18 protein-coding genes and 1 tRNA gene are annotated in these 21,072 nt (G+C 62.1%); 7 read left to right on the forward strand and 12 right to left on the reverse strand.

Features of this window, described 5'->3' with window-relative positions:
* Positions 1-263 precede the first annotated feature (263 nt).
* The 3 genes from AC6H1L_RS03340 to ptsP form a co-directional block, all read right to left on the reverse strand.
* Positions 264-1,382 carry a zinc-dependent dehydrogenase gene (locus AC6H1L_RS03340; protein WP_497600136.1) on the reverse strand — a complete coding sequence of 373 codons (1,119 nt, stop codon included), beginning with the start codon at positions 1,380-1,382 and terminating at the stop codon, positions 264-266.
* 23 nt (positions 1,383-1,405) lie between these two features.
* On the reverse strand, positions 1,406-1,786 hold the full coding sequence (locus AC6H1L_RS03345; protein WP_497600137.1) for a cupin domain-containing protein: 381 nt from the start codon (positions 1,784-1,786) through the stop codon (positions 1,406-1,408).
* 246 nt (positions 1,787-2,032) lie between these two features.
* Complete coding sequence (gene ptsP, locus AC6H1L_RS03350) at positions 2,033-3,901, reverse strand: phosphoenolpyruvate--protein phosphotransferase (protein WP_497600138.1); 1,869 nt, start codon at positions 3,899-3,901, stop codon at positions 2,033-2,035.
* A gap of 346 nt (positions 3,902-4,247) precedes the next feature.
* Between ptsP and AC6H1L_RS03355 the strand changes: the two genes are divergently transcribed.
* Positions 4,248-5,327, forward strand: coding sequence for a diacylglycerol/lipid kinase family protein (locus tag AC6H1L_RS03355; RefSeq protein WP_497600139.1), 1,080 nt, complete (start codon positions 4,248-4,250; stop codon positions 5,325-5,327).
* A 220-nt stretch (positions 5,328-5,547) separates the two neighbouring features.
* Entirely contained in the window at positions 5,548-6,504 is a 957-nt protein-coding gene (locus AC6H1L_RS03360; protein ID WP_497600140.1) for a cobalamin-binding protein, read from the forward strand.
* A 310-nt stretch (positions 6,505-6,814) separates the two neighbouring features.
* Here AC6H1L_RS03360 and AC6H1L_RS03365 read toward each other — a convergent pair whose 3' ends face one another.
* The 8 genes from AC6H1L_RS03365 to AC6H1L_RS03400 form a co-directional block, all read right to left on the reverse strand.
* Positions 6,815-7,075 carry a hypothetical protein gene (locus AC6H1L_RS03365; protein ID WP_497600141.1) on the reverse strand — a complete coding sequence of 87 codons (261 nt, stop codon included), beginning with the start codon at positions 7,073-7,075 and terminating at the stop codon, positions 6,815-6,817.
* 293 nt (positions 7,076-7,368) lie between these two features.
* The gene (locus tag AC6H1L_RS03370) at positions 7,369-7,572 is read right to left on the reverse strand and encodes a hypothetical protein (RefSeq protein ID WP_497600142.1); all 204 of its coding nucleotides are present in this window, start codon (positions 7,570-7,572) and stop codon (positions 7,369-7,371) included.
* Positions 7,573-7,928: 356 nt separating this feature from the next.
* The gene (locus AC6H1L_RS03375) at positions 7,929-9,536 is read right to left on the reverse strand and encodes a sensor histidine kinase (protein WP_497600143.1); all 1,608 of its coding nucleotides are present in this window, start codon (positions 9,534-9,536) and stop codon (positions 7,929-7,931) included.
* Positions 9,533-10,270: a response regulator transcription factor gene (locus AC6H1L_RS03380; RefSeq protein ID WP_497600144.1), complete on the reverse strand. Its 738-nt coding sequence runs from the start codon at positions 10,268-10,270 to the stop codon at positions 9,533-9,535. The genes AC6H1L_RS03375 and AC6H1L_RS03380 overlap by 4 nt, the downstream gene beginning before the upstream one ends.
* A gap of 13 nt (positions 10,271-10,283) precedes the next feature.
* Positions 10,284-10,874, reverse strand: coding sequence for a DUF4870 domain-containing protein (locus AC6H1L_RS03385; RefSeq protein ID WP_497600145.1), 591 nt, complete (start codon positions 10,872-10,874; stop codon positions 10,284-10,286).
* A 381-nt stretch (positions 10,875-11,255) separates the two neighbouring features.
* The gene (locus AC6H1L_RS03390; RefSeq protein WP_497600146.1) at positions 11,256-12,137 is read right to left on the reverse strand and encodes an LLM class flavin-dependent oxidoreductase; all 882 of its coding nucleotides are present in this window, start codon (positions 12,135-12,137) and stop codon (positions 11,256-11,258) included.
* 72 nt (positions 12,138-12,209) lie between these two features.
* Positions 12,210-12,282, reverse strand: a tRNA-His gene (locus AC6H1L_RS03395).
* Positions 12,283-12,456: 174 nt separating this feature from the next.
* Complete coding sequence (locus AC6H1L_RS03400; RefSeq protein WP_497600147.1) at positions 12,457-13,926, reverse strand: MFS transporter; 1,470 nt, start codon at positions 13,924-13,926, stop codon at positions 12,457-12,459.
* Between the two features lie 357 nt (positions 13,927-14,283).
* On the opposite strand from AC6H1L_RS03400, the gene epsC reads away from it, so the two are divergent.
* A complete protein-coding gene (gene epsC, locus AC6H1L_RS03405) occupies positions 14,284-15,000 on the forward strand; it encodes a serine O-acetyltransferase EpsC (RefSeq protein ID WP_497600148.1) in 717 nt (238 codons plus the stop codon).
* A 293-nt stretch (positions 15,001-15,293) separates the two neighbouring features.
* Here the strand turns inward: epsC and AC6H1L_RS03410 are convergent, their stop codons facing one another.
* Complete coding sequence (locus tag AC6H1L_RS03410) at positions 15,294-16,415, reverse strand: nucleoside hydrolase (protein ID WP_497600149.1); 1,122 nt, start codon at positions 16,413-16,415, stop codon at positions 15,294-15,296.
* Positions 16,416-16,595: 180 nt separating this feature from the next.
* Between AC6H1L_RS03410 and AC6H1L_RS03415 the strand changes: the two genes are divergently transcribed.
* From AC6H1L_RS03415 to AC6H1L_RS03430, 4 genes are read left to right on the forward strand one after another with little or no spacing between them, the layout of a single operon-like run.
* The gene (locus AC6H1L_RS03415; protein WP_497601498.1) at positions 16,596-17,792 is read left to right on the forward strand and encodes a 6-phosphofructokinase; all 1,197 of its coding nucleotides are present in this window, start codon (positions 16,596-16,598) and stop codon (positions 17,790-17,792) included.
* A gap of 13 nt (positions 17,793-17,805) precedes the next feature.
* Complete coding sequence (locus AC6H1L_RS03420; protein ID WP_497600150.1) at positions 17,806-18,987, forward strand: phosphopentomutase; 1,182 nt, start codon at positions 17,806-17,808, stop codon at positions 18,985-18,987.
* Positions 18,984-19,547, forward strand: coding sequence for a GNAT family N-acetyltransferase (locus AC6H1L_RS03425; RefSeq protein WP_497600151.1), 564 nt, complete (start codon positions 18,984-18,986; stop codon positions 19,545-19,547). The genes AC6H1L_RS03420 and AC6H1L_RS03425 overlap by 4 nt, the downstream gene beginning before the upstream one ends.
* Positions 19,544-20,914 (forward strand): phosphohexomutase domain-containing protein, encoded by a 1,371-nt coding sequence (locus AC6H1L_RS03430; protein ID WP_497600152.1) that lies wholly within the window; start codon positions 19,544-19,546, stop codon positions 20,912-20,914. The genes AC6H1L_RS03425 and AC6H1L_RS03430 overlap by 4 nt, the downstream gene beginning before the upstream one ends.
* Positions 20,915-21,072: the final 158 nt, after the last annotated feature.

Raw genomic sequence — 21,072 nt, forward strand, 5'->3', positions numbered from 1 at the left:
TCTTGCCTTCCTAATGTGTGTTAATCGTTCGCTTGCTATTCGACGAATACCGTTCTATTGTAGGACAACTGCCCCCCCAGGGCAAGCTGATGCTCGCGCCTTCGTTCGCTCTGTGGCCTGCACACGGACCAGGCCAGGCCAGGGAAGCCTGGCCGTCGTGGCGGCAACCTCTCCTGTGAAGAATTATAGTGCTTCCTTGCACCGGCTGACGCCAACGCCATGCAACGGGGATCGGACTGCGACCGCGGCGAAGGACCTTGCAGCTAGCTCAGCCGCCGGTTTCCTGAGCCGGCCCCGGCTCGGCCGCCGTCCGTCCGTTCAGCTCCGACCTCGCTGTTGACCTCCGCTACAGGAGGGGTCGCAGCCATGATCACCACTTTGAGCGCTTCGCCCGGCTGGGCCACCAGCCGGAAGGCCTGTGAGGCCTCGTGCAGAGGGAAGCGATGGGTGATCACGCTCTCGGCGCGTATCCGACCTTGAGCCAGCAGATCAAGCGCCTGGCGCGTCTCATAAGGGCCAGCGGAGTAACTGGTGCGCAAGGTGATTTCACGGAAGAACAGCTCATTTGGTGTCACGGGGAGCTGCTCCTCCGGCGGAGGCGGGGCAAAGAGCAGCACCGTGCCGCCTGGTCCCACCAGCTCTAAGCCCTGCCGCATGGCCTGGACTTTCGAAGGCGTGACAATGACCACGTCGGGCTTGCGTCCTTCATTGGCGGCGAGCACACGCGGCAGGAGCGCCCCCTCCTCTGGATCAAAAGCCAGATCAGCCCCCGCCGCCAGCGCTCGCTCGCGCCGATAGGCAATCGGGTCCACGATCATGACACGCACCGCTCCGCGTAGCCGTGCCAACTGTGCCAGCAGGATGCCATTACTGCCTGCCCCCAGAATCAGGACGCGATCGCCGGGGCGCATCATGGCGCGTTCAATGCCGCGAATACAACAGGCCAGCGGTTCAATCAGGGTAGCTGCTTCGAACGAGAGCGAGGCGGGCAGCGGCAGTACGTCGCGCTCGACATTGGGGGCCGGCACGCGAATATACTCGGCCAGGCCGCCGGGATCAAGACGGGTAGCGCGGAAGGTCGGGCACTGCGAGAAGGCGCCGCGCTGGCAATAGTGACAGACCATGCATGGCACGTGATGGTGTACAAAGACGCGGTCGCCAACTTTGAACGGTTCCACCCCCTCGCCGACAGCCTCGACTATGCCCACCGGCTCGTGACCAGGATAGAGCGGCGCCCGCGGACGCATATACCACTCCATGACGTCGCTGGCGCAGATGCCACAGGCCACAAGCCGGACCAACAGCTCACCAGGGCCAATGGTCGGCTGCGGCAGCTCCACGACCCGCACATCTTGGTTGCTGTGATATTCAACAGCACGCATAGCGCTTGCTCGCCCCCGCCCACTCATCTTTTGGCCGGGACGACACACAGGAAGCCGAAAGCCTCGTCGCCCAAGGCAAAGAATTGATGGATCTCGTTGCCGGGAATATAGATGGCATCGCCCGCGCGGACCTCGTGCTCCTCATCGCCCAGGCGCAGACGCGCCCGCCCATGCAGCACATAAACACCATGATCATGGGCATGCTGGTCCAGCGAGGTATGTCCTCCAGGCTGCACAGCAAAATAGCGCAGATGAAAGTTCTGCGCTCCCTCGTCGTTGCCAATCAGGATCTGGCGCGTCGCGTCCTTGGCCCGGCTATTGTCCGGCCCATAGGCGCGCACTGGCACGCCTTCCCAGCGCAGTTCTCCACGCTCCTGGGACTGGAGACGATGGATGACACCCATGCCTATCTACTCCTTTTGCACAGCTAATAGCTCAGTAGATCGCAAGCAGCTCGCGACTGTCATGTCAAGGCTCGCCTCTCTAGAAGGCCGGCCCTCAACAAGCCAGAAGCCGGGCAGAGAAGCAAAAGGCCAGGCGGATAGAGTTGACTGGCCTGATCTAGCCTGGCCTCGCTGCCGTCGCCTCCTCGCTGGTGAGCGTGAGGCCCTGCCTGCCTGCCTCTGTCGTGTCGTTGCCGCCTGCCCGGCCTACGCTATAGATTCTAGCATATGCTGCAGCTCGCTGGCGGTCTCAGCTTGCAAGAGGCGCTGAGCCTGGGCCTGCCAGTAGGCCAGGGGCTGACGTGCCAGCCGCTCCTTGACGGCCAGGAGGGCTGGCGGGTTCATGCTTAGCTCGCGCACCCCCAGGCCAACGAGCAGCGGGCCAAGGACAGGGTCACCGGCCAGCTCACCACAGACAGCCACCAGGCGCCCATATTGCTGACCGGCCCTGGCGATCTGGGCAATGGCTCGCCAGACCGCCGGCTCTAGACGCCCAAAGAGGGAGGCCACTCGCCCGTTGGTGCGATCGACCGCCATCACGTATTGGTAGAGATCATTGGTGCCAATACTGAAGAAATCAACTTCGCGCGCCAGAACATCGGCCATCAAGGCAGCGGCGGGCGTTTCGATCATGATGCCTACTGCCGGCTTTGGTTCCAGCCGCAGCCCTTGCCTTTCCAGCTCGGTCAGCGTCGCCTCCGTCACTGCGCGCAGGCGGCGCACTTCCTCTACTGTGGCAATCATGGGGAACATGATGTGTAGTGTCACGCCCGTGGCCTGGGCGGCACGTAGTAAGGCGCGGAGCTGCTGACGGAGCAGCTCCTCATGGAGCAGATGGATGCGCGCCCCGCGCAAACCCAGGGCCGGATTGGCTTCGCGCCAGGCGCCAATGAGGGCCTCCAGAGCAGGGAAGGGCTTGTCGGCCCCCGCGTCGAGTGTGCGTGCAATGATGGTTTTGCCCGCTGGCTGGCCAGCCGCAAAGGCCTGGAAGAGACGTACGTAGGCCGCCTCTTGTTCTCTTTCATCGGGGAACTGAGGCCGCCCGCTAAAGAGAAATTCGGTACGCAGCAGGCCGATGCCTTCGGCTCCCAGCGCAGCAGCCTGCCCGGCTCCCTCCTCATCGCCGACGTTGGCAAAGATAGCGACAGGGATGCCATCAGCTGTGGCCCCCGGACGCCCGCGCCAGTGCTCGCGTTGCTGGTTTCGCTGTGCTCGTTCATGCTGCTGCCTTTGAATATTTTGCTTTAATTCTCGCTCTTGTTCGGGTGTCAGCTTGAGATAGAGCAGGCCGCGCCCGCCATCGAGAGCGATGCGCTGGCCAGGTGTGAGCTGTTCAAAGAGTTCGGGGGCCAGACCGCTGACAGCGGGGATCTCCAGAGAGCGGGCGATAATGGCGGCGTGGGTCGTGGGGCCGCCGAAGACTGTACAAATACCGGCGACCAGCTTCGGATCGAGTGTCGCGGTATCGGAGGGGGTGAGATCATCGGCCACGAGAATCACTGGTTCGCGCACGCTGTCGGCCTGGGGGAGCAGGGAAGCCCCGGAGGTTGCTCTAGGGCCGGAGAGCAGGCGCAGCACGCGCCCGGTAGCATCGCGCACGTCGCTAGCGCGCGCCGCGAGCAGCTCATCATCGAGGGCGGCCAACACTTGAGCATTTTCCTCGGCAACCTCTCGCAGGGCCTGCTCAGCCGAGAGGCCCTGCTGACTGATGCGCTCCAGGGCCGCATCGAGAATCTCGGGGTCTTGCAGAATCAGCTGATGAGCCTCAAAAATAGCGGCCTCTTCCTTGCCCACCGTGCGCGCCACCTGGGCAGTCAGGGCCTGCAGCTCGGTCACAGCTTGCTCAACCGCCGCGCGCAGGCGCTGCTGCTCCTCGGCTATTTGATCTGGTGTTAGCTTGCTTCCAGCGGTCTTGGTCGCTGACTGGGACTGGCTTTGCTCTTGGAGCGCTGGCGAGCGATAGAGCCAGACCGGCCCCATAGCCAGGCCAGGCGAGAGCGGAACCAGGCGAAGCGGAAGCGGAGACGAAGATGGGGCAGAAGTGGGCGCCTGGGATCTCTGTTGATACTCAGACACGGTGACTCAACCTCCTGAGAATCGCAGCCGCGGATGATGCCAACCCTGCGGCGGGTAGGCGATCTAGGCGCGCCGGGCGCTGGGCTGGGCGCCGCGCGTGGGCATCGGTGCCAAAATGAAATGATGTTCTTATTATCCGGCAAAAAGGGCGGGGCTGCAAGAGCGACACTTTCTTATCTGGTGGCAAGGGCCAGGGCGATCAAGGGAGCTTTCAAGCGAGTAGACAGACTACCAGTGGGATAGGGACACTCGGCAGATCTACGCATGTTTACAGGCCACTCATCAGCGGTATATACTCCTCAGCGAAGCCATCAGGAAGCGACTTCACACCAGTCGGGAGGAACCAATGCCGGGCAAACGCAAAGCAATCGTCATCCATAGTCCCCACTCTGGGCGGGCGCCGCAGCTTGAAGAGGCTCTTAAGCTGCTACAAGAGGCCGATATTGAGCTGGTACAGGTTGAGCCGATCACGAGCTTAAACGAATTACCGCCACAGGGAGCCAGTTGGCGCGCCCAGGGTCTCGACCTAGCCATCGCCGCGGGCGGCGATGGTCTGGTTGGGGGGATGATCAGGCATGTTCTCAAAGAGGGGCCGCCGCTGGCCATTCTGCCGCTAGGCACGGCCAATGACACAGCGCGCTCGCTGGCTATTCCCCAGGATCTAAGCGGTGCCGTTGAGGTGATCGTGGCCGGTCATGAGGCGGCGGTCGACGTCGGCATGGCCCTCCCGGCAGCACCTGCCACCGCAGATTCTGCGGCTGAGGCTCTAGGGAGCGAGGGTGACTACTTCTGTCATACCCTGACCATTGGTCTGAACGTTGAATTCGCTCGTCTGGCCACAAGCAGCGAGATGCGGGAGCGCTTCGGGGCCATGACCTACCCTGTGGCAGCCTTCGAAGCCCTGCGCTCTCATGAGCCGCTTGAGGTCGTGCTGCGCTTTGAAGGGCTATTTATTCCCCCTACCGCCGGGCAGTCCTGCGAGAGCGCGTCTCTACCGGCAGAGCTACGCTGTCAGGTCATGCAGGTTGCTGTGATCAATGCCCCCATCTTTGGCGGCCCACTGCAGTTGAGCATTCCAGGCTCTAGCATTACCGATCACCTGCTCGATATCGTGGTCGTCCAGGGACCTGACTGGAAGGAGATCGCGGGAGCCATCGGCCAGTTTTTCGCTGGCGGCGAGAGTGGGCAGGGTGAGGCGGGCGAGGGACCCGCGCGCCATCCCGCAGAGCTGTCGGTCCTGCCGGGCTTGCGACACTGGCAGGCCGTTGGGGTGACAATCGAGACACCGACAGGGCCTTGTGAGGTGACGCTAGATGGCGAGGTCAAGGGGAAGACGCCCATCGCTGTGCGCATCGCCCCCGAGCGCCTGCGTGTACTGGTGCCGTCGACCTGGCAGGCTCAGGATGCCGAGAGAGCAGGCGCATAGGGTCTGTGATGCAGAGCGCTGGCGCTGCTGTGATACCATAGAGGAGCGCAGGGAGACAACGCCCATAGCCCTGCTGCCGCTCGTGGCAGTGGCTTGCTGGTTGTATCTGGCGGCGTCGCCAGTCCCTGCCTGCCGATGTGATGATGAGAGCAGTGTATAGGCCCGATCAGGAGTAGCGACGCAACATTGTCACGGGCAGAGAAGAAGGGAGAGAGCAACGATGCGCATTGTTTCCTTGCTTGCCAGCGCAACAGAGATGGTGGCGGCCCTTGGCTGCACAGAGCAATTGGTGGGGCGCTCTCATGAATGCGACTATCCGCCTGAAGTCCAGCGTTTGCCAGCCTTGAGCCGTCCCGTCATCGACATCAATACCAGCAGTGCAGGGATCGATGCCCAGGTGCGGCAGCTTGCCGGAACACGCCGGAGTGGCAACGAAGCCGCGCTTCAAGCTCTGAGCATCTATCAGATCGATGTTTCTCGTCTTCAGGAGCTGCAACCGGATGTCATTTTGACGCAGACCCAATGCGAGGTCTGCGCTGTCAGCGAGCGCGATGTAAGTGAGGCGGTGCGGCAGCTCACCGGTTTGCAGCCGCGGATCGTCTCGCTGGCCCCTTATCGTCTCAGCGATGTTTGGGAAGACCTGCGACGGGTGGGGGCCGCGCTGGGACGTGAGGCCGAGGCAGAGGCGCTAATCGCCGGCTATCAGCAACGTCTGGAGGCGCTGCGTCAGCGCTGTGCCAGCCTCAGCGCTGAGCGCGGGAAGCCACCGCGCGTGGCCGTTTTGGAATGGCTTGACCCGCTGATGGGGTCGGGCAACTGGACGCCCGAGCTGATCGCCTGCGCTGGTGGCGAGCCTGTCCTGAGCGCCAGTGGGCAGCATGCGCCGTGGGTGAGCTGGGACGAGCTGCGCCAGGCTGATCCAGAGGTGCTGATTCTCTCGCCCTGCGGCTTCGACGTGGAGCGTACACGGCAGGATGCGGCCCTCCTCCAGCAGCATCCCTACTGGCCCGCCCTGCGCGCCGTGCGTGAGGGACGCGTCTACCTTATCGATGGAAACCACTACCTGAACCGCTCAGGGCCTCGGCTGGTCGAGTCGGCGGAGCTGATCGCGTTGGCGCTCTGGGGTGAGCGGGCAGGGGTGCCCTTGCCGGCTGAAGGCTGGCAGCCTTTAGGCTGAAGGGAGCTGAAGGGAGGGACCCGAGCTTGCGTTACGAGCCAGCAAGCTAAAGCTAGCAGGCCACAAGAGAGATTCCTGTGAGGGAAGAAAGAGGGTCACCCTTCGGAATTGGCTCGCTCATCGGTCCTGGCTGGCACTGGCAGCGCCCTTAGTGTGCCTGAGATAAGACAGAGCCGCATGTACCAGCGCTGGCCCAAGACAGGCGAGCGTAGCCAGAGAAGGGTGACCCTTTTTGCCTGCTGTTTGCCACAAGCAGTGGTAGCGGCAGCAGGGGCAAGATAAGAGGGTGAGCGCCAGCCAGCGACGCTCGTCAAGACTGCTCGCCGCGCCTGGGCGCGGAGGCCCAAAAGATCGTCACCACAAAGAGGGCGAACAGCAGGATCAGGAACCCCATCAGGCCATCGATAATGGGGGCCAGGCTGAATTGAAAGAGGCCGGCGAAGGCAAAGAGCAGTACGACGAGAATCCCAACGGCTGGGAAGAGATAGAGCCAGTTGTAGCGCCGTGTTGGATCGGCAGCCCGTCGGCGCCGGCTCGGTAACGGTGTATAATCAGACTCCAGTGGCTCCATGAAACGCCTTTCTACGGCAGCGAGTGCAAGTCACAGATTAGCAGCCCAGATGATCCGGCTCTGAACTCCAGTGGCTCGCACCCGCAGCGGATGATTTCAGCATTCAGCTCAGTGCTTGGTGAACCAGCGGCGCCACTATGAGCAGCCTCACGCCGCTGCCTCGTTCCGTTCACCGGCCCTTATTATAGTGCTTCCGGGAGACGAAAGCAACTCTGCTGAGAGCAGCCCAGTTCAGCCCTTCCTCTCGACGCGCTCCAGTCCAGCTAATCAGAGGCGCAGAGAGACAGGTCACTCTACGAGGCCCGATGACGCCCGGACTCGGGAGAGGAGTGAAGTGAACGCCGGACCGAAATAAAAGGGAGCGGGCGCAAGCGATTCAGATAGCGACGCACCTCCAGGGCGTTGACATGATATGCGGACCCTTTCACGGTGGCAGGGATTCGGCCTTCGGCAATGGCTGTACAGAGGTCGGCAATGGTCAGGACACGCTCAGACATGAGGTACCTCCATGAGGGCTGTGCACTCGCAGCCGGCCAGTCCCACCCGTCCGCTCGCTCGCTTTGCACTCTTCCCCATAACCTGCTTGCTTGCTTTCCCTTTCTCCTCCTACGCTCTCCATAGGCCAGCGAGCCGGGTACGACCTGCTCTCATCTAGCCACACGCACCACCATCGGCACGGGTTTCAGTGCATTCACTCCATCTACTAGAAAAAACACTGCAAACGCGTACTTTATTTCCGAGTGAGAGGCCGCTCCACAAATCAGACTACAAGAAAAGGAAGCCGCTTGTATCTCTCTCGCCATTTTTATGGACAGAAACATCTCTAGTAGAGAGTTGACTATCTGACATCCTTTTACTCATAAGTATGAGCTGAGACCGGCTCCAGGGGGGTCGTTGACTGGCGCTGCGCTGACGGGCTGGCCTCAGCGCGGACGGCGGGCAGGTAGAGAGTAAAGCAACTGCCCTCGGCCAGCACACTGGTCGCCGCTACCCTGCCCTGCATAGCCTCCACCCACTCCTTGACCAGTGCCAGCCCGAGGCCGCTCCCACTGCCATCGCGACGCAGCTTGCTCGAAGCCTGATAAAAGCGCTCCCAGATGCGAGGCAGCTCCTCGGGAGGGATACCCTCCCCAGTATCGCGCACCTGGATCACCACCTCATCGCCCTCCTGAGAGACCGCCACCGATACGATGCCGCCAGGGGGGGTATGGCGAATACCATTGTGCAGCAGATTCTGCAGCGCCTGAGCGAGGCGCTCGGGATCAACCAGAGCCAGCGGTCCCAGAGGCGGGGTCTCTGCCACCACCTGCACACGTCCGCTCTGCCAGGCCAACGGAGCGCGGGCAGCCACCAGGCGGCGGGCCAGCTCGCCCACATCGGTCGGCACGCAGCGCAACGTCAGGCGTCCAATCTCGGCGCAGGCCAGAGCAAAGAGATCCTCGACCAGCTTCTGCAGCCGTAACACCTCAGCCTCCATCACCTCCAGATCGCGCGGCAACGATTCCGGCAGCTCTCCGCGGTCCAGGCGATGCAGCGCCGCCTCCAGATAGCCGCGCACAGTAGCCACTGGTGTACGCAGCTCATGGGACACGGCGGCCACCAGCTCGCGCTGTGTCTTGAGCAGTCCGGCGACTGTATCGCGCTCCTGCTTCAGCTCCTGGAGGGCGCGCTCTAGCTCAGCGGCCATCGCATTAAAGTCGGCCTGCAACTGAGCTACTTCATCCTCGCCCTCGACAGGCACGCGCACAGTATAATTCCCCTGGCGCAAGGCATGGGCCGCCGCCGCCAGATCGCGCAAGCGGGCCGTAGTGCGACGCACCACCAGGTAGGAGAAGAAAGCAGTGGGCGGAATAACAGCCAGCAGAGCGATCAGCGAAATCACCCCCAACACCATCGTCAGCGAGACCACCACCGCCACATCGTTCAGGCTGGCCAGGGCCATCAGATCAAAGAGCAGAATGACTAGCCCCGCGGCGAGCAGGACCAGCATAGCGTGAGCGTGGGTCAAGGCCCACAATAGTTGTCTGCGCCTCAGGTGACTCCATAGAGAGAGCAGACGCAGAAATCCACGCCAGATAATAAAGCCAATCAAATCGACCAAAGCTGTAGCCAGCAGCACCACCGGGAAACCGGCCGTATAGGCAGGCCAGAAATTGACCCCAAAGAGAGCCTGCAGGCTTAGAAGGAGAAAAGGCAGCCCATTGAGCAGAAACAGGAGGAGCAGCCCCCAGGCCAGGTCACGCCCCCAGCGCCGCCACCAGGGGGGTGGTCCCACCTCGGCCCGCATAGCGAAGTAGCCTAAACCGAAAGGCGCCAATAGCGCCAGACTGAACTCACGTCCCGTCTCCGTGGCAGACGCCAGACCGATGAAGCCGCTTAGCAATAGAGCCGTCAGCACCGCTTCGCCTACAGCGCGTTGTCGTTTGGCCCCCAGCCAGAAGTTTGCCCATCCTTCCCTCATCGCTCTCCTCCTTCCCGGGCAGAGCCACGCGCGCGCCAGCGATAGCCCACCCCCCAGACGGTTTCGATCGCTTCTCCCAAGGCCCCCAGCTTCTTGCGCAGGCGCAGCACCGTATTATCAACGGAGCGATCACCGCCAACGTAGCTCTCGCCCCAGACCGTATCAAGCAGGTAGGTCCGACTAAAGGCACGCCCGGGACTGCGCAGGAAGAGATGAAGCAGCTCAAACTCTGTTGGGCTAAGATCAAGCGGCTGACCGTCCAGGGTCACCAGGTGAGCCTGAGCATCCAGGCAGAGCGGTCCATAGGTCAGCGGCTGCTCAGCCCGCATCAGATCGCGTTGCAGCATCTGCTGAATCAGCTCGGCGCGCCGCAGCAGAGCATGTACCCGCGCCAACAACTCGCGCATACTAAAGGGTTTGGTCAGGTAATCGTCGGCTCCTACCTCCAGGCCCACCACGCGGTCAGTCTCTTCGCCGCGCGCCGTTAACATAAGCACCGGGGTAGGCGCCCGCTGGCGCAGACGACGCAAGACCTCCAGCCCATCCATACGCGGCAGCATCCAGTCCAGAATGACCAGCGCCGGACGATGCTCCTCATGCAGGCGCAAGGCCTCCACTCCATCAGGAGCATAGAGGACCTCATAGCCATCAGCCTTCAGTTCGCGAATGATGAGCTGCGCCAGGTCCTGGGCGTCTTCGACGAGCAAGAGCGTTTTGTTTCCTCGTTCTGGCATAGGATTACAGCGATTACTTTAAGCGTGCGCTATATGTCTGTCCACCGGCCAAGAGCAGTGCCAGGCGCCCTACCAGGGGCATGAGATAGACACGCCGGCGGGCCGCCTGAATCATGCCGATGAGCCAGCCCGTGATGGTCACCACTTGCAGCGTGCCAAGCAGTAGCAGCCAGGACAAGGCCGCCAAGACCTCCAGGTCGTAGTCGTGTAAGCCCCACCAGGAGGAGAAACGGCTTGCATAGACAGGTATCATCAGCATGAAGATATCGATGATCATTAGCAGCCCAAAAAAGAACAAGGACTGTAGGGCATGGAAACGCACCAGGCGACTCTTGCCACCGAAGAGGAGGACCAGCAGGCCGGAGAGCCAGCCGCCCAGGTACGAGAGCAGGCCTAAGACAGCCTCAGCATGCAGAGCAGGCGATAGTTCGCTTGCAGCCTGAGCACTCTCTGGCCACAAGCCTGCCGCCGGAACTCCATCGGCAGTTGACATGCCTCTCATCAGCAGTACCTGCTGAGATAAGCTCTCCCCTGGTATCTCATCAGTAGCCCCGGAGGGAGGCCAGGCCGCCCAACCGGTTGCCCCATCCCTATTGTCCCACATGGGAACAACGCTCCTTTCTTCACCTTGCGCTCAGATCACACATGGCCTTTGTCGGCCTGGCGTGACACTCTCAATCCAGTCACTAAGAACACGCCGCTTAGTGACACTCTTGGGAGATGAATCTACTCCCCAGTTGTCAAGGCCATATCGGATCTTTGTCGCAAATCTGTCACAGCCAGTTAACCTGGAGGGATCAAAGCCAGGCATCAGCCATGTGCCTGTGTCCTGTCAACCGGGTGGCGGTCAAGCAGATCATGCCGAGCGCCACAGCACGGCGCGTCGGACCAGGAGCGGGGTCTCCCAGAGTTCACCAGCCAGTGAGCGGGGAGAAAGAAGCTCAACGAGGAGAGCGCACCAGGCAGGAAGACAGCCAGAGAGAGCCTAGCGCGGCGGCCCCTGGCGAATCCGGCGGCGCATCGCCTCCAGAGGCCACTGTTGCCAGGACCCCCAGCGCTCCGGCACAATATTCTCAACCCACCACGTCACCCCCACGCGGGCATAGGCCGCCACCAGCGCCCGATCGGCCTCCGGGTCTTCGCCGGAGCTGATTCCGAAATGCACCACCTCGAAGGGTCCCGGCTGCGAACGGAGCCGCTGCAGAGCAGCCACGATTTCCGCCATCGTCTCGGGCGAGAGCATCTCTGTCAGTCCCAGATCGCGCCCGATGGGGATAAAACCATCCCAACGGACCGCCCGGCGCAGCGGGGCGCGATTGGGCCACATGCCAGCCACCCAGATGGGAATACGCGGCTGTTGGAGAGGCGGGGGCAAAAAGTGCGCCTCCTGAATATGATAGTAGCGCCCCTCAAAGTGGAAGGGCTGACCACTCCACAGCCCACTGAGGACAGCCAGGCCCTCATCGAGCATTGCCCCCAGCACCTTGAGATCGGCTGGCTCGCCCAGAGCCGCAAAATCGAAATAGCCACCACCCAGGCCCACACCCAAGACCAGGCGCCCATGTGAGAGATGATCAAGGGTCACCGTCTGGCGAGCCAGCTCCCAGGGACGACGGCGAGGCAGGGGCGTCACCAGAGGACCAAAACGCAGGCGCTGAGTCTGCAGAGCGATGGCGGTCAAGGCCACCCAGACCTCAGCCAGCGGATCATTAGTCGGCGACAGAGTTGTCCGCGCAATCTGGTCCCAGAGAAAGAAGCCATCCCAACCGGCGGCCTCCGCCTCCTGAGCCAGCTCACAGAGCAAGCGTACATCGGCGAGGGGGCCAAAATTGGGGAGGTGCAGACCGTAGAGCATCGTTCGCCGCACTACAAGGCTGCTCAGCCGGCGCCGGAAGACTCAGGCGGCGCCAGGCTAGAGCCACTCACACATAAAAAAAGGGGTGACCGATGGGGCTCGAACCCACAACCGCTGGAGCCACAATCCAGAGCTCTACCGATTGAGCTACGGCCACCGTGTTGTTTTCTCACTACCTGTTGCACAGCCAGTATAGCGGAGAGTTTGTCGGCTGTCAATAGGGCAATGGCCCCAATCAGGCCCTGGCCGCAACCACCAGCCAGCACCAGCCACACGAGGCTTGCAGGCCAGAGCCTACCGGGGACCAGGAGAGCGCTAAGACTAAAGCCAACTAAGGAGAGACCTCGTCGAGACGACGCAGGCGCGTGGCCGTCCCAAACTGGGCAATGACCGCTGCCACAATCAGGCAGCCAGCGATAATCAGAAAGGTGCTGAGTGGCCCCAGGGTTGGGATCAGGGGAGGAATGACCAGGAGGCCAACGCTGCCCCCCAGGTGGCCAACACCATCGACCAGGGCGAACCCCGTAGCGCGCGCCCGCGTCGGATAGTGCTCTGTCGACCAGGTGTAGGTCATCGGCACCCAGAGATTGAAGCCGAAAAAGAGCACAATCGAGCCGAGCACGGCCACAGCGAAATTGCCGGCCCCGCCCAGGGCGATCAGCAGGCAGCCAATCAGCGTGAGCAGGGCCGCCACCGGCAGCCAGTACTTGCGCTCCAACAGCTCGCCAAAGGCATAATCGAAGACAGCCACCAGCACGAAGCCCACCGAGCCAATCGCCACGATCAGGCCAGCCTCCGGCGGCGGGAATTTCAGGGCTGTCAGCAGCGAAGTTAGCCCCGCCGCGATGGCGTAGACTGTGATATACCCGATGAACCAGACCACAAAGAGGAAGATGGTGCGCAACAGATAGAGACGATTGCCAAAGATCTCGATGTACGGGATACGCCCCGGCTGCGCCTCAACAGGGATCTCGGACGGCGCAGGCAGCTCACCAACGCGGGCCCGCGCCTGTGCCTCCATCTGGGCGACTACCTCTTCCGCTGCTCCGACACGCCCTTGGGAGATCAGCCAGCGCGGCGACTCATGCAATTGAAAGCGCATCAGAATGCCGATCAGCGCCAGCAGGGCGCCGATCCCATACATCAAGCGCCAACCGAAGGTGAAGCCGGGGCCAGCCAGCGCAAAGGGCAGCCCCAAGGGGAAGGCCTCTGGCTGCGTGGTGAGCAGCAGGCCCAGCCAGACCCCCAAAAAGGCGCCGAGCGAGGACATGATAAAGATAAGGGAGGTATAGCGCGCCCGTCCCCCACTCGGCGCCACCTCGTTGATATAGGTGTTTACAAGGGCCAGGTCCGCCCCTACACCAATGCCGGTGATGGTGCGGGCAATGATAAAGTTGACATAATCGCCGACAAGGGCATTGTAGAGCGAGCCGAGGCCGGTGATGACCATCGTGACCAGCAGCATATCGCGCCGCCCAAGGCGATCCGCCAGAGGACTGAGGATGAGTGTCCCGATCACGTAGCCCACCAGGTTGAGGAGCACTGGCAGCCCCAGATAGTTGGCTGCCGATTCGGGGGTACAGCCCGCTACGATCTGTACACAGGTCTGGATGAAGGAAACGTTGATGTCAAAGATGTCAAAAAAGGTGAAGAGGAAACCGGCTCCAATGATGCCGATGTAGAGATAGGGCAAGGCCCAGATGGGGATACGGTCCAGACGCGCAATCACGGCTGCCGCCGTGCTGCTCGTGCTGCCCGCGCCGGCCACGGGCTGCGATGGATTGCCTGCCTCGGAAGCCATAATCGCTGCCTCCCTCTTTGGCGCAGGCGAGGCTGTCGATGCCAGCCAGCCGGCCAGAATACTTGAGCAACGTTGCTATCATCCGTCCATTCTGGCCCGATACGATGCTTGAAGCCGGCCCGATGGTTCGCGAGCAAGCAGCCTGTTTTGTAGAATTGTACCTATTGCTCGGCTTGCTTGTCAAGAGGAGCCGGGCCACCAGAGAAGAGGACTGGCTGCCGCTGGTCGTTCTGGACGAGGATGCCACTGGCAGCAGGCGAAGACTTGACATCGGCCCGGTCGTGCCATACACTCCAAACAAAGGCACTAGTAGAGCAAACAGGCCGGTTCTTTGTTGCAGAAAGGGCACGTGGCTACATGGTTCACCATACGTCAGAGGAGATCAAGAGCGACCAGGCCAGGGAGAGAGACAGCGATCTCTCTCAGTTGCCGGAGGTTCCCCCCGGTATGCTGATTCCGGCACCCACCAGCCCGCCGCGCAAGCGCACGCGCTGGCCGGATGCCATCGATGTGATCTTTGAGAAAGATCCTGCCTGTAACAATATTTTTGAGGCTTTGCTCTACCAGGGGCTCTGGGCTATCTTCTTCCATCGCATCGCGCATTTCCTCTATAATCTACATATCCCTGTTATTCCTCGCCTGATCTCGCAGTTCGCGCGCCTCGTCACCGGCGGCATCGAGATCCACCCGGGCGCGAAGATCGGCAAGCGCTTCTTTATCGACCACGGGGCCGGTGTGGTGATCGGCGAGACTGCCGAGATCGGCAATAACGTTATGCTCTACCACCAGGTGACGCTTGGCGCCACCGGCTGGTGGCGGCCAGGCCCTGGGCGCAAGCAGAAGCGCCATCCTACCATCGAGGACGATGTGACCATCGGCGTAGGGGCCGCTATTCTCGGGCCGATTACCATCGGGCGCGGCAGCAAGATCGGGGCGATGGCCCTCGTGCTGGAGTCAGTGCCGCCTAATTCGGTGGTTGCGGCCAAGCCCGCTGAGCTGCTGGTGAAGAGCGGCGAGCCCCTGGCGAAGCACGAGGAACTGACGCAGGGTTGGGAGATGGACTATCAGATTTAAGGCTCGCTAGAGAGGAGGGCAGCGGCCAGCCAGATCGCCTGACCACAGCGGCGGGCTAGGCCTGGCCTGGCGGCTTTCCTCTCTCGCCGGATATAGCTTCGATCGCGTTCAGGTGATCTCTCTCCCTGGTAGCGCGGGCGGGCCTGGTCTGGCACCCACCGTCCGCCCGCGTTTTTTTGTGTTCATCCTCGCTTTACTCTCCCCTTGTCGCCTCTGCGCGCGTGCCTGGCCAGCTACCTGGCTGGCAAAGGCAGGCAGGCAGGCAGGTATGGCCACCGCTTCTTGTTGGCTTTTTATTGGCCTCCGACGCCTGACGTCACCTCGTCATAGCTCGCCAGTGTCTCGATGAGCAGCTCCCAGAAACGGGCGGTATTGAGGCCGTAGCCGACGCGGGCATTGGCTCGCCGTCCTAAGACTCCATAGACATCGCAGACCGTCCGCCCTAGGGTATACTCGCCGCGCGTCTCGATGGCCACGTGCATCGCATGCATGTTGACCAGGGTCGGATCAATGAGGGCCGCCACCGCACAGGGATCATGCAACGGCGGAGCCGCGAAACCAAAGATGCGCCGATAGGTGGTTCCGAAGAAATCAAGCAACTGGCAAACGAAGGCAGGGACAGGGCGCCCCAGAGAGCGCAGGCGCTCAATGACTGCCGGTGTCGCCAGCGCCTGATGTGTGACCTCCAGCGGAATCATGGTGATCGGGCAGCCGCTGTTAAAGACAATGGCTGCCGCTTCGGGATCGAAGTAGATGTTGAATTCCGCGGCAGGAGTCACGTTCCCCAGCCCAATAGCGCCCCCCATCAAATAGATGCCTTTGAGACGCGAGAGGATCGTCGGCTCACGCGTGATGGCGCTGGCGACATTGGTGAGTGGCCCCGTAGCAACCAGGACGATATCATCCGTGCTGCGCACCAGATCGATGATGACATCGACGGCATGCTCAGGGACCGCTTCCCGCTCGGGCGGCGGCAGCGCCGGCCCATCCAGGCCCGATTCGCCGTGAATATCGGCGGCGTGTCGCGCTTCTCGCACCAGCGGCCGTGCCATGCCCCTGGCTACCGGCACATCGCGAATGTGCGCCAGCGTACAGACACTCAGCGCATTGCGCGTGGTCTTCTCTACCGTCTGATTACCAGCCACTGTGGTAATGGCCAATAGTTCTAGTTGCGGGTGACGCGCAGCCAGCAGCAGGGCAATCGCGTCATCATGTCCCGGGTCACAATCAAGAATAATCTTCTGCTTCTTCTCCATTGCTATGCCTCTATCTATGACAAGAGAGCGCGCTCTCTGATCGGCAGCAACAGAGTGGCGCAGCCCGGCCCAGCGCGCCGCTGGCAACCAGACGGCCAGGCGCGCTAAGGGGAGGCCCTCCCGCTCTGTCGGCTCTAGCGGACAGAACGATTGTACCATCTCATTCAACAAAGGAGCGGAGTTGAACGGGGTGGGTCGATGGCTTGCCCTCTCAGCATGATTGCCCAGGATAGCGGGGCCAGCCTTTGCGGCGTGGGGAGGAGAAGGCGGTATCTTTTGCGTCCTCCTCTTGCTATAATGGCCGCAGAATAACTCGTTCGGGGGGTTTGCTTGAAGAAGATGGCCCGCGCTAACCTGCTCATTGGCCAGTCGGGCGGGGCCACCGCTGTCATCAATGCCAGCCTGGTTGGAGCCGTGGAGGCCGCGCTGGCAAGCGAGCGGGTGGCCAATGTCTATGGCATGCTTCACGGCATTGAGGGCTTTCTGAAGGAGGAGCTGATTGACCTGGGCCGGCAGCCGGCGGAGGTGTGGCCACGCCTGTGTGAGACGCCCTCGGCAGCTCTGGGCACCTGTCGCTATCGTCTGCGCGAGGAGGACCTAGAGCGCGCACTAGAGCTGCTGCGACGCTACGAGATCCGCTATTTACTCTATATCGGCGGCAACGATTCGGCGGATACCCTGCATCGCCTGGCCCTCGCCGCTCAGGAGCGGGGCTACGAGCTACAGGCGATCAGCATACCCAAAACTATCGATAACGATCTGCCGCTGACCGATCACTGTCCCGGCTACGGCAGCGCTGCCCGCTTCATCGCGCTGGCGACGCAGGATTCGAGCCTCAATACGCGCTCCATTCCCTGGCATTATCCTGTGAAGATCATCGAGACTATGGGGCGTGATGCCGGCTGGCTGGCAGCCGCCTCCGCCTTGCTCAAAGACGAAGAGAGCGACCCGCCGCATGTGATCCTGGTTCCTGAGCGTCCCTTTCGTCAGGCAGAGTTTCTGGCACGCGTTGAGGAGATCTATCGCCGCCTGGGCTACGTCGTCGTCATTGTGGCCGAGACGGTGCGGGATGAGAGCGGGCGCCCATTGGGTAGTCTGGGTGCTCTGGGCGTGGATGCCTTCGGCCATCCCCTACTCAGCGGCGCGGCCCAATATCTGGTAGAATCAGTCAGAAGTCAGCTTGGTCTGCGGGCACGCTTCGATAAACCCGGCGATTTGCAGCGCATGGCCAGCGCCTACGTCTCGCCGGTCGACCGCGCTGAGGCGGTGCTGGTTGGGCGTCAGGGCGTTCTGGCCGCTCTTGCGGGCCACAGCGACCAGATGGTAACGTTGCAGCGGGAAGAGGGGCCAGCCTACCGCTGTACAACCGGTCTGGCGCCGCTTGCCGCGATCGCTAACGAGAGGCGTTGTCTGCCGGCCGAGTATCTGGATGCAAGCGGAACGATGATCACAGAGGCTTTTCGGCGCTATGCGCTGCCACTGTTGGGCGAGCTTCCAGCGCGCTATGCGCGACTGGCGCCCATAAAAGTCAGGTGAAAGAAGAAAGACAATGGGGTCACTGAAACGCGCAATTCTGGTCGTGTTGGACGGCGTTGGGGCTGGCGCCAATCCTGATGCGGCGGCCTACGGCGACGAGGGCGCCAGCTCGCTGGAGCATTGCGCCCAGGCCGTCGGCGGTCTGGAGCTGCCCAATCTGGGCCGCGCCGGCTTCGGCAACATTACGCCGATCATGGGTACACCGCCGCGAGCCGACGCCGATGGTTCCTGGGGTCGCATGAGCGAGCAAGGGGCCGGCAAGGATAGCACGACCGGCCATTGGGAGATCACGGGGCTGATTCTGCGTCAGCCTTTCCCTACCTATCCACACGGCTTCCCACCAGAGCTGATCACCCGTTTCGAGGCGGCGATCGGGCGGAAGGTGCTCGGCAACAAGCCGGCCTCGGGCACCGAGATCATCAAGGAGCTGGGTGAGGAGCATCTGCGCACCGGTTACCCGATCGTCTACACCTCAGCCGATAGCGTTTTTCAGGTCGCCGCTCACCAGGACGTTATTCCCCTGGACGAGCTGTACCGCATCTGTCAGGTCGCGCGCTCGCTGCTAGTGGGCGAGCATGCCGTAGGGCGCGTGATCGCTCGCCCCTTCACGGGCCCCCCCGGCCATTTCGTGCGGACGGAGCACCGGCGCGACTTCTCATTGCCGCCTACCGGGCCGACGCTCCTCGACCACTTGCAGGCCCGCGGCTACTCCGTCATCGGCCTCGGTAAGATCGAGGATCTCTTTGCCGGGCGCGGCTTGACCGCCAGCGAGCACACGGAAACCAATCGGGCCGGCATGGAGGCCGCGCTGCGCTGGCTGGAACGCGACTTTACCGGCCTGCTCTTTGTCAATCTGGTCGAATTTGACCAGCTCTGGGGCCATCGACGCGATAGCCAGGGCTACGCTCAGGCCCTGCGCGAGGTCGATGCCTGGTTCGGCGTCGTACGTCAGCGTCTGCAGCCGGGCGACGCCCTTTTCTTCACCGGCGATCATGGCGTCGATCCAACCTATCGCGGGACCGACCATACGCGCGAACAGGTGCCGTTGCTGGCCTACGGCCCAGCCGTGCGGCCTGGCGTTGATCTGGGCGTGCGCGCCACCTTTGCCGATCTTGGCCAGACGATCGCGCAGGCGTTCGGCGTTGAGCCGCTGGCCGCCGGGACCAGCTTTGCACAGGAACTGGGACTGCTATGACCGACCGACAACAGCCTAACGACTCTTATCCGCTGCTGCATGGGGAGCGCGTCTTTCTGCGCCGCCCTCGGCAGAGCGATGCCCCCCTGGTCTTTGCCTGGGAACGCGATGATGAGGTCTGGCGCTACGATCCTCATCGCCCCTATTCGGAGACCCTGGAGGAGTTCTTGCCTCTTTTCGAGCGCAATTATGTCATCGGCAATGGACGCCAGTTCTGGTTTATCATAGAGGACGAACACCACGTGCCTATCGGCACGATCACTTACTTTAACTTGGATTATCGCCTGCGCCAGGCCGAGATCGGCCTTGGCCTTGGCGAAAAGAGCCGCTGGGGCCAGGGTTATGGGCCGGAGGCCATCCGCACGCTGGTGCGCTTCCTTTTCGAGAGGCTCGGTCTGGTGCGCGTCTACGCTGAGACAGCCCAGGCTAACCACCCGGCCAGGCGAGCTTTCGCTAAAGCTGGCTTTACGGAGGTTGGCCAGATCTTCGATCCTCGCAGCACCGGGGCCCCCTGGGTGCTGCTGGAAATCGTTAAAACAGAGGAAAGCGCTGCCTCATGAGTACAACACCAACTTCTCAGAAACCAATAGATCCGAGCATCTTTAAGGCTTATGATGTGCGCGGGATCTATGGCCGCGATCTGACCGACGAGGCGGCCTATACGATCGGGCGGGCCGCCGCCCTCTATCTGGGCGTGCCGGAAATCGCTGTCGGGCGCGATATGCGGCTCTCCTCGCCGGCGCTGGCTGCGGCTCTTATTCGCGGCATTACCGATCAGGGCGTCAATGCTGTCGATCTGGGCCTGACCACTACCGATGAACTCTACTTCGCCGTGGGCAAGTTTCATTACCCGGCAGGCGTCATGATCACTGCCTCACACAATCCGGGCGAGTACAATGGCATGAAGTTCTGCCGGGCCCAGGCGGCGCCAATCAGCCTGGATAGTGGCCTGGCCGAGATCCGCGATCTAGCCTTACGTGGCCAGTTCCCTGAGCCGGAGCGCAAGGGCCAGGTTATCCAGCGCGATGTGACCGATGACTATGTGGCACATGCCTTGTCCTTTATCGACGTGAGCAAGGTCAGGCCGCTCAAGGTGGTCATTGACGCCGGCAACGGGATGGCTGGCCTGATCATGCCGCGCGTCTTCCAGCACTTGCCTTGCGAGCTGGTCCCGCTCTACTTTGAACTGGATGGGCATTTTCCCAACCATCCGGCCAGCCCCATCGAGCCGGAGAACATGGTCGACGTGCAGCGCAAGGTCCGCGAGGTAGGGGCCGATCTGGGTGCCGCCTTCGATGGCGATGCCGACCGCATGTTTCCAGTCGATGAGCAGGGCAATGTGATCGATGGCTCAATGGTCACCGCGCTCGTGGCGCAGAGCCTGCTGCGTAAGCACCCCGGGGCCACGATCCTTTATAACCTGATTGTTTCGCGCAGTGTGCCTGAGCTGATCGAGCGCCTGGGCGGCAAGGCCGTGCGCACCCGCGTGGGCCACTCTTACATCAAGGCCCAGATGCGCGAGCTGAACGCTATTTTCGGCGGCGAGCACTCGGGCCATTTCTACTTCCGCGACAACTGGTATGCCGATTCGGGCCTGATCGCCTTCCTGCTCCTCCTCGAACTGGTCTCGATCGAGAATAAGCCGCTCTCGGAGCTGATCAGGCCGCTCAATACGCGCGTGCGCAGCGGCGAGATTAATAGCCGCGTCAGCGATGTGCAGGGGAAGCTAGAGGCCCTGGTCGAGCGCTATGGGCCGCAGGCGCGCTCAGTTGACCGCCTCGATGGCATCACGCTCGATTTTGGCGACTGGTGGTTCAACGTGCGCCCTTCGAATACGGAGCCGCTCCTGCGCTTGAATGTGGAGGCCAACACGCGCGAGCTGATGGAGGCCAAGCGCGATGAGCTGCTAGCCTTTATCCGCTCCTGACGGGCGACGCTCACTCACGCTCACATAAGACCACTGGCCCCAGAACAGGACTGGCCTGGCACCGGCGGATTCAGGCCAGTCCCGCTGGCGGGCTGGTTCGGCTGGTCGGCTAGCCTGGACAGTCGTTTCCCCGTCAGATTGCGTGAGCTTGAGTGAGA

It is taken from the genome of Thermogemmatispora argillosa (assembly GCF_059696725.1).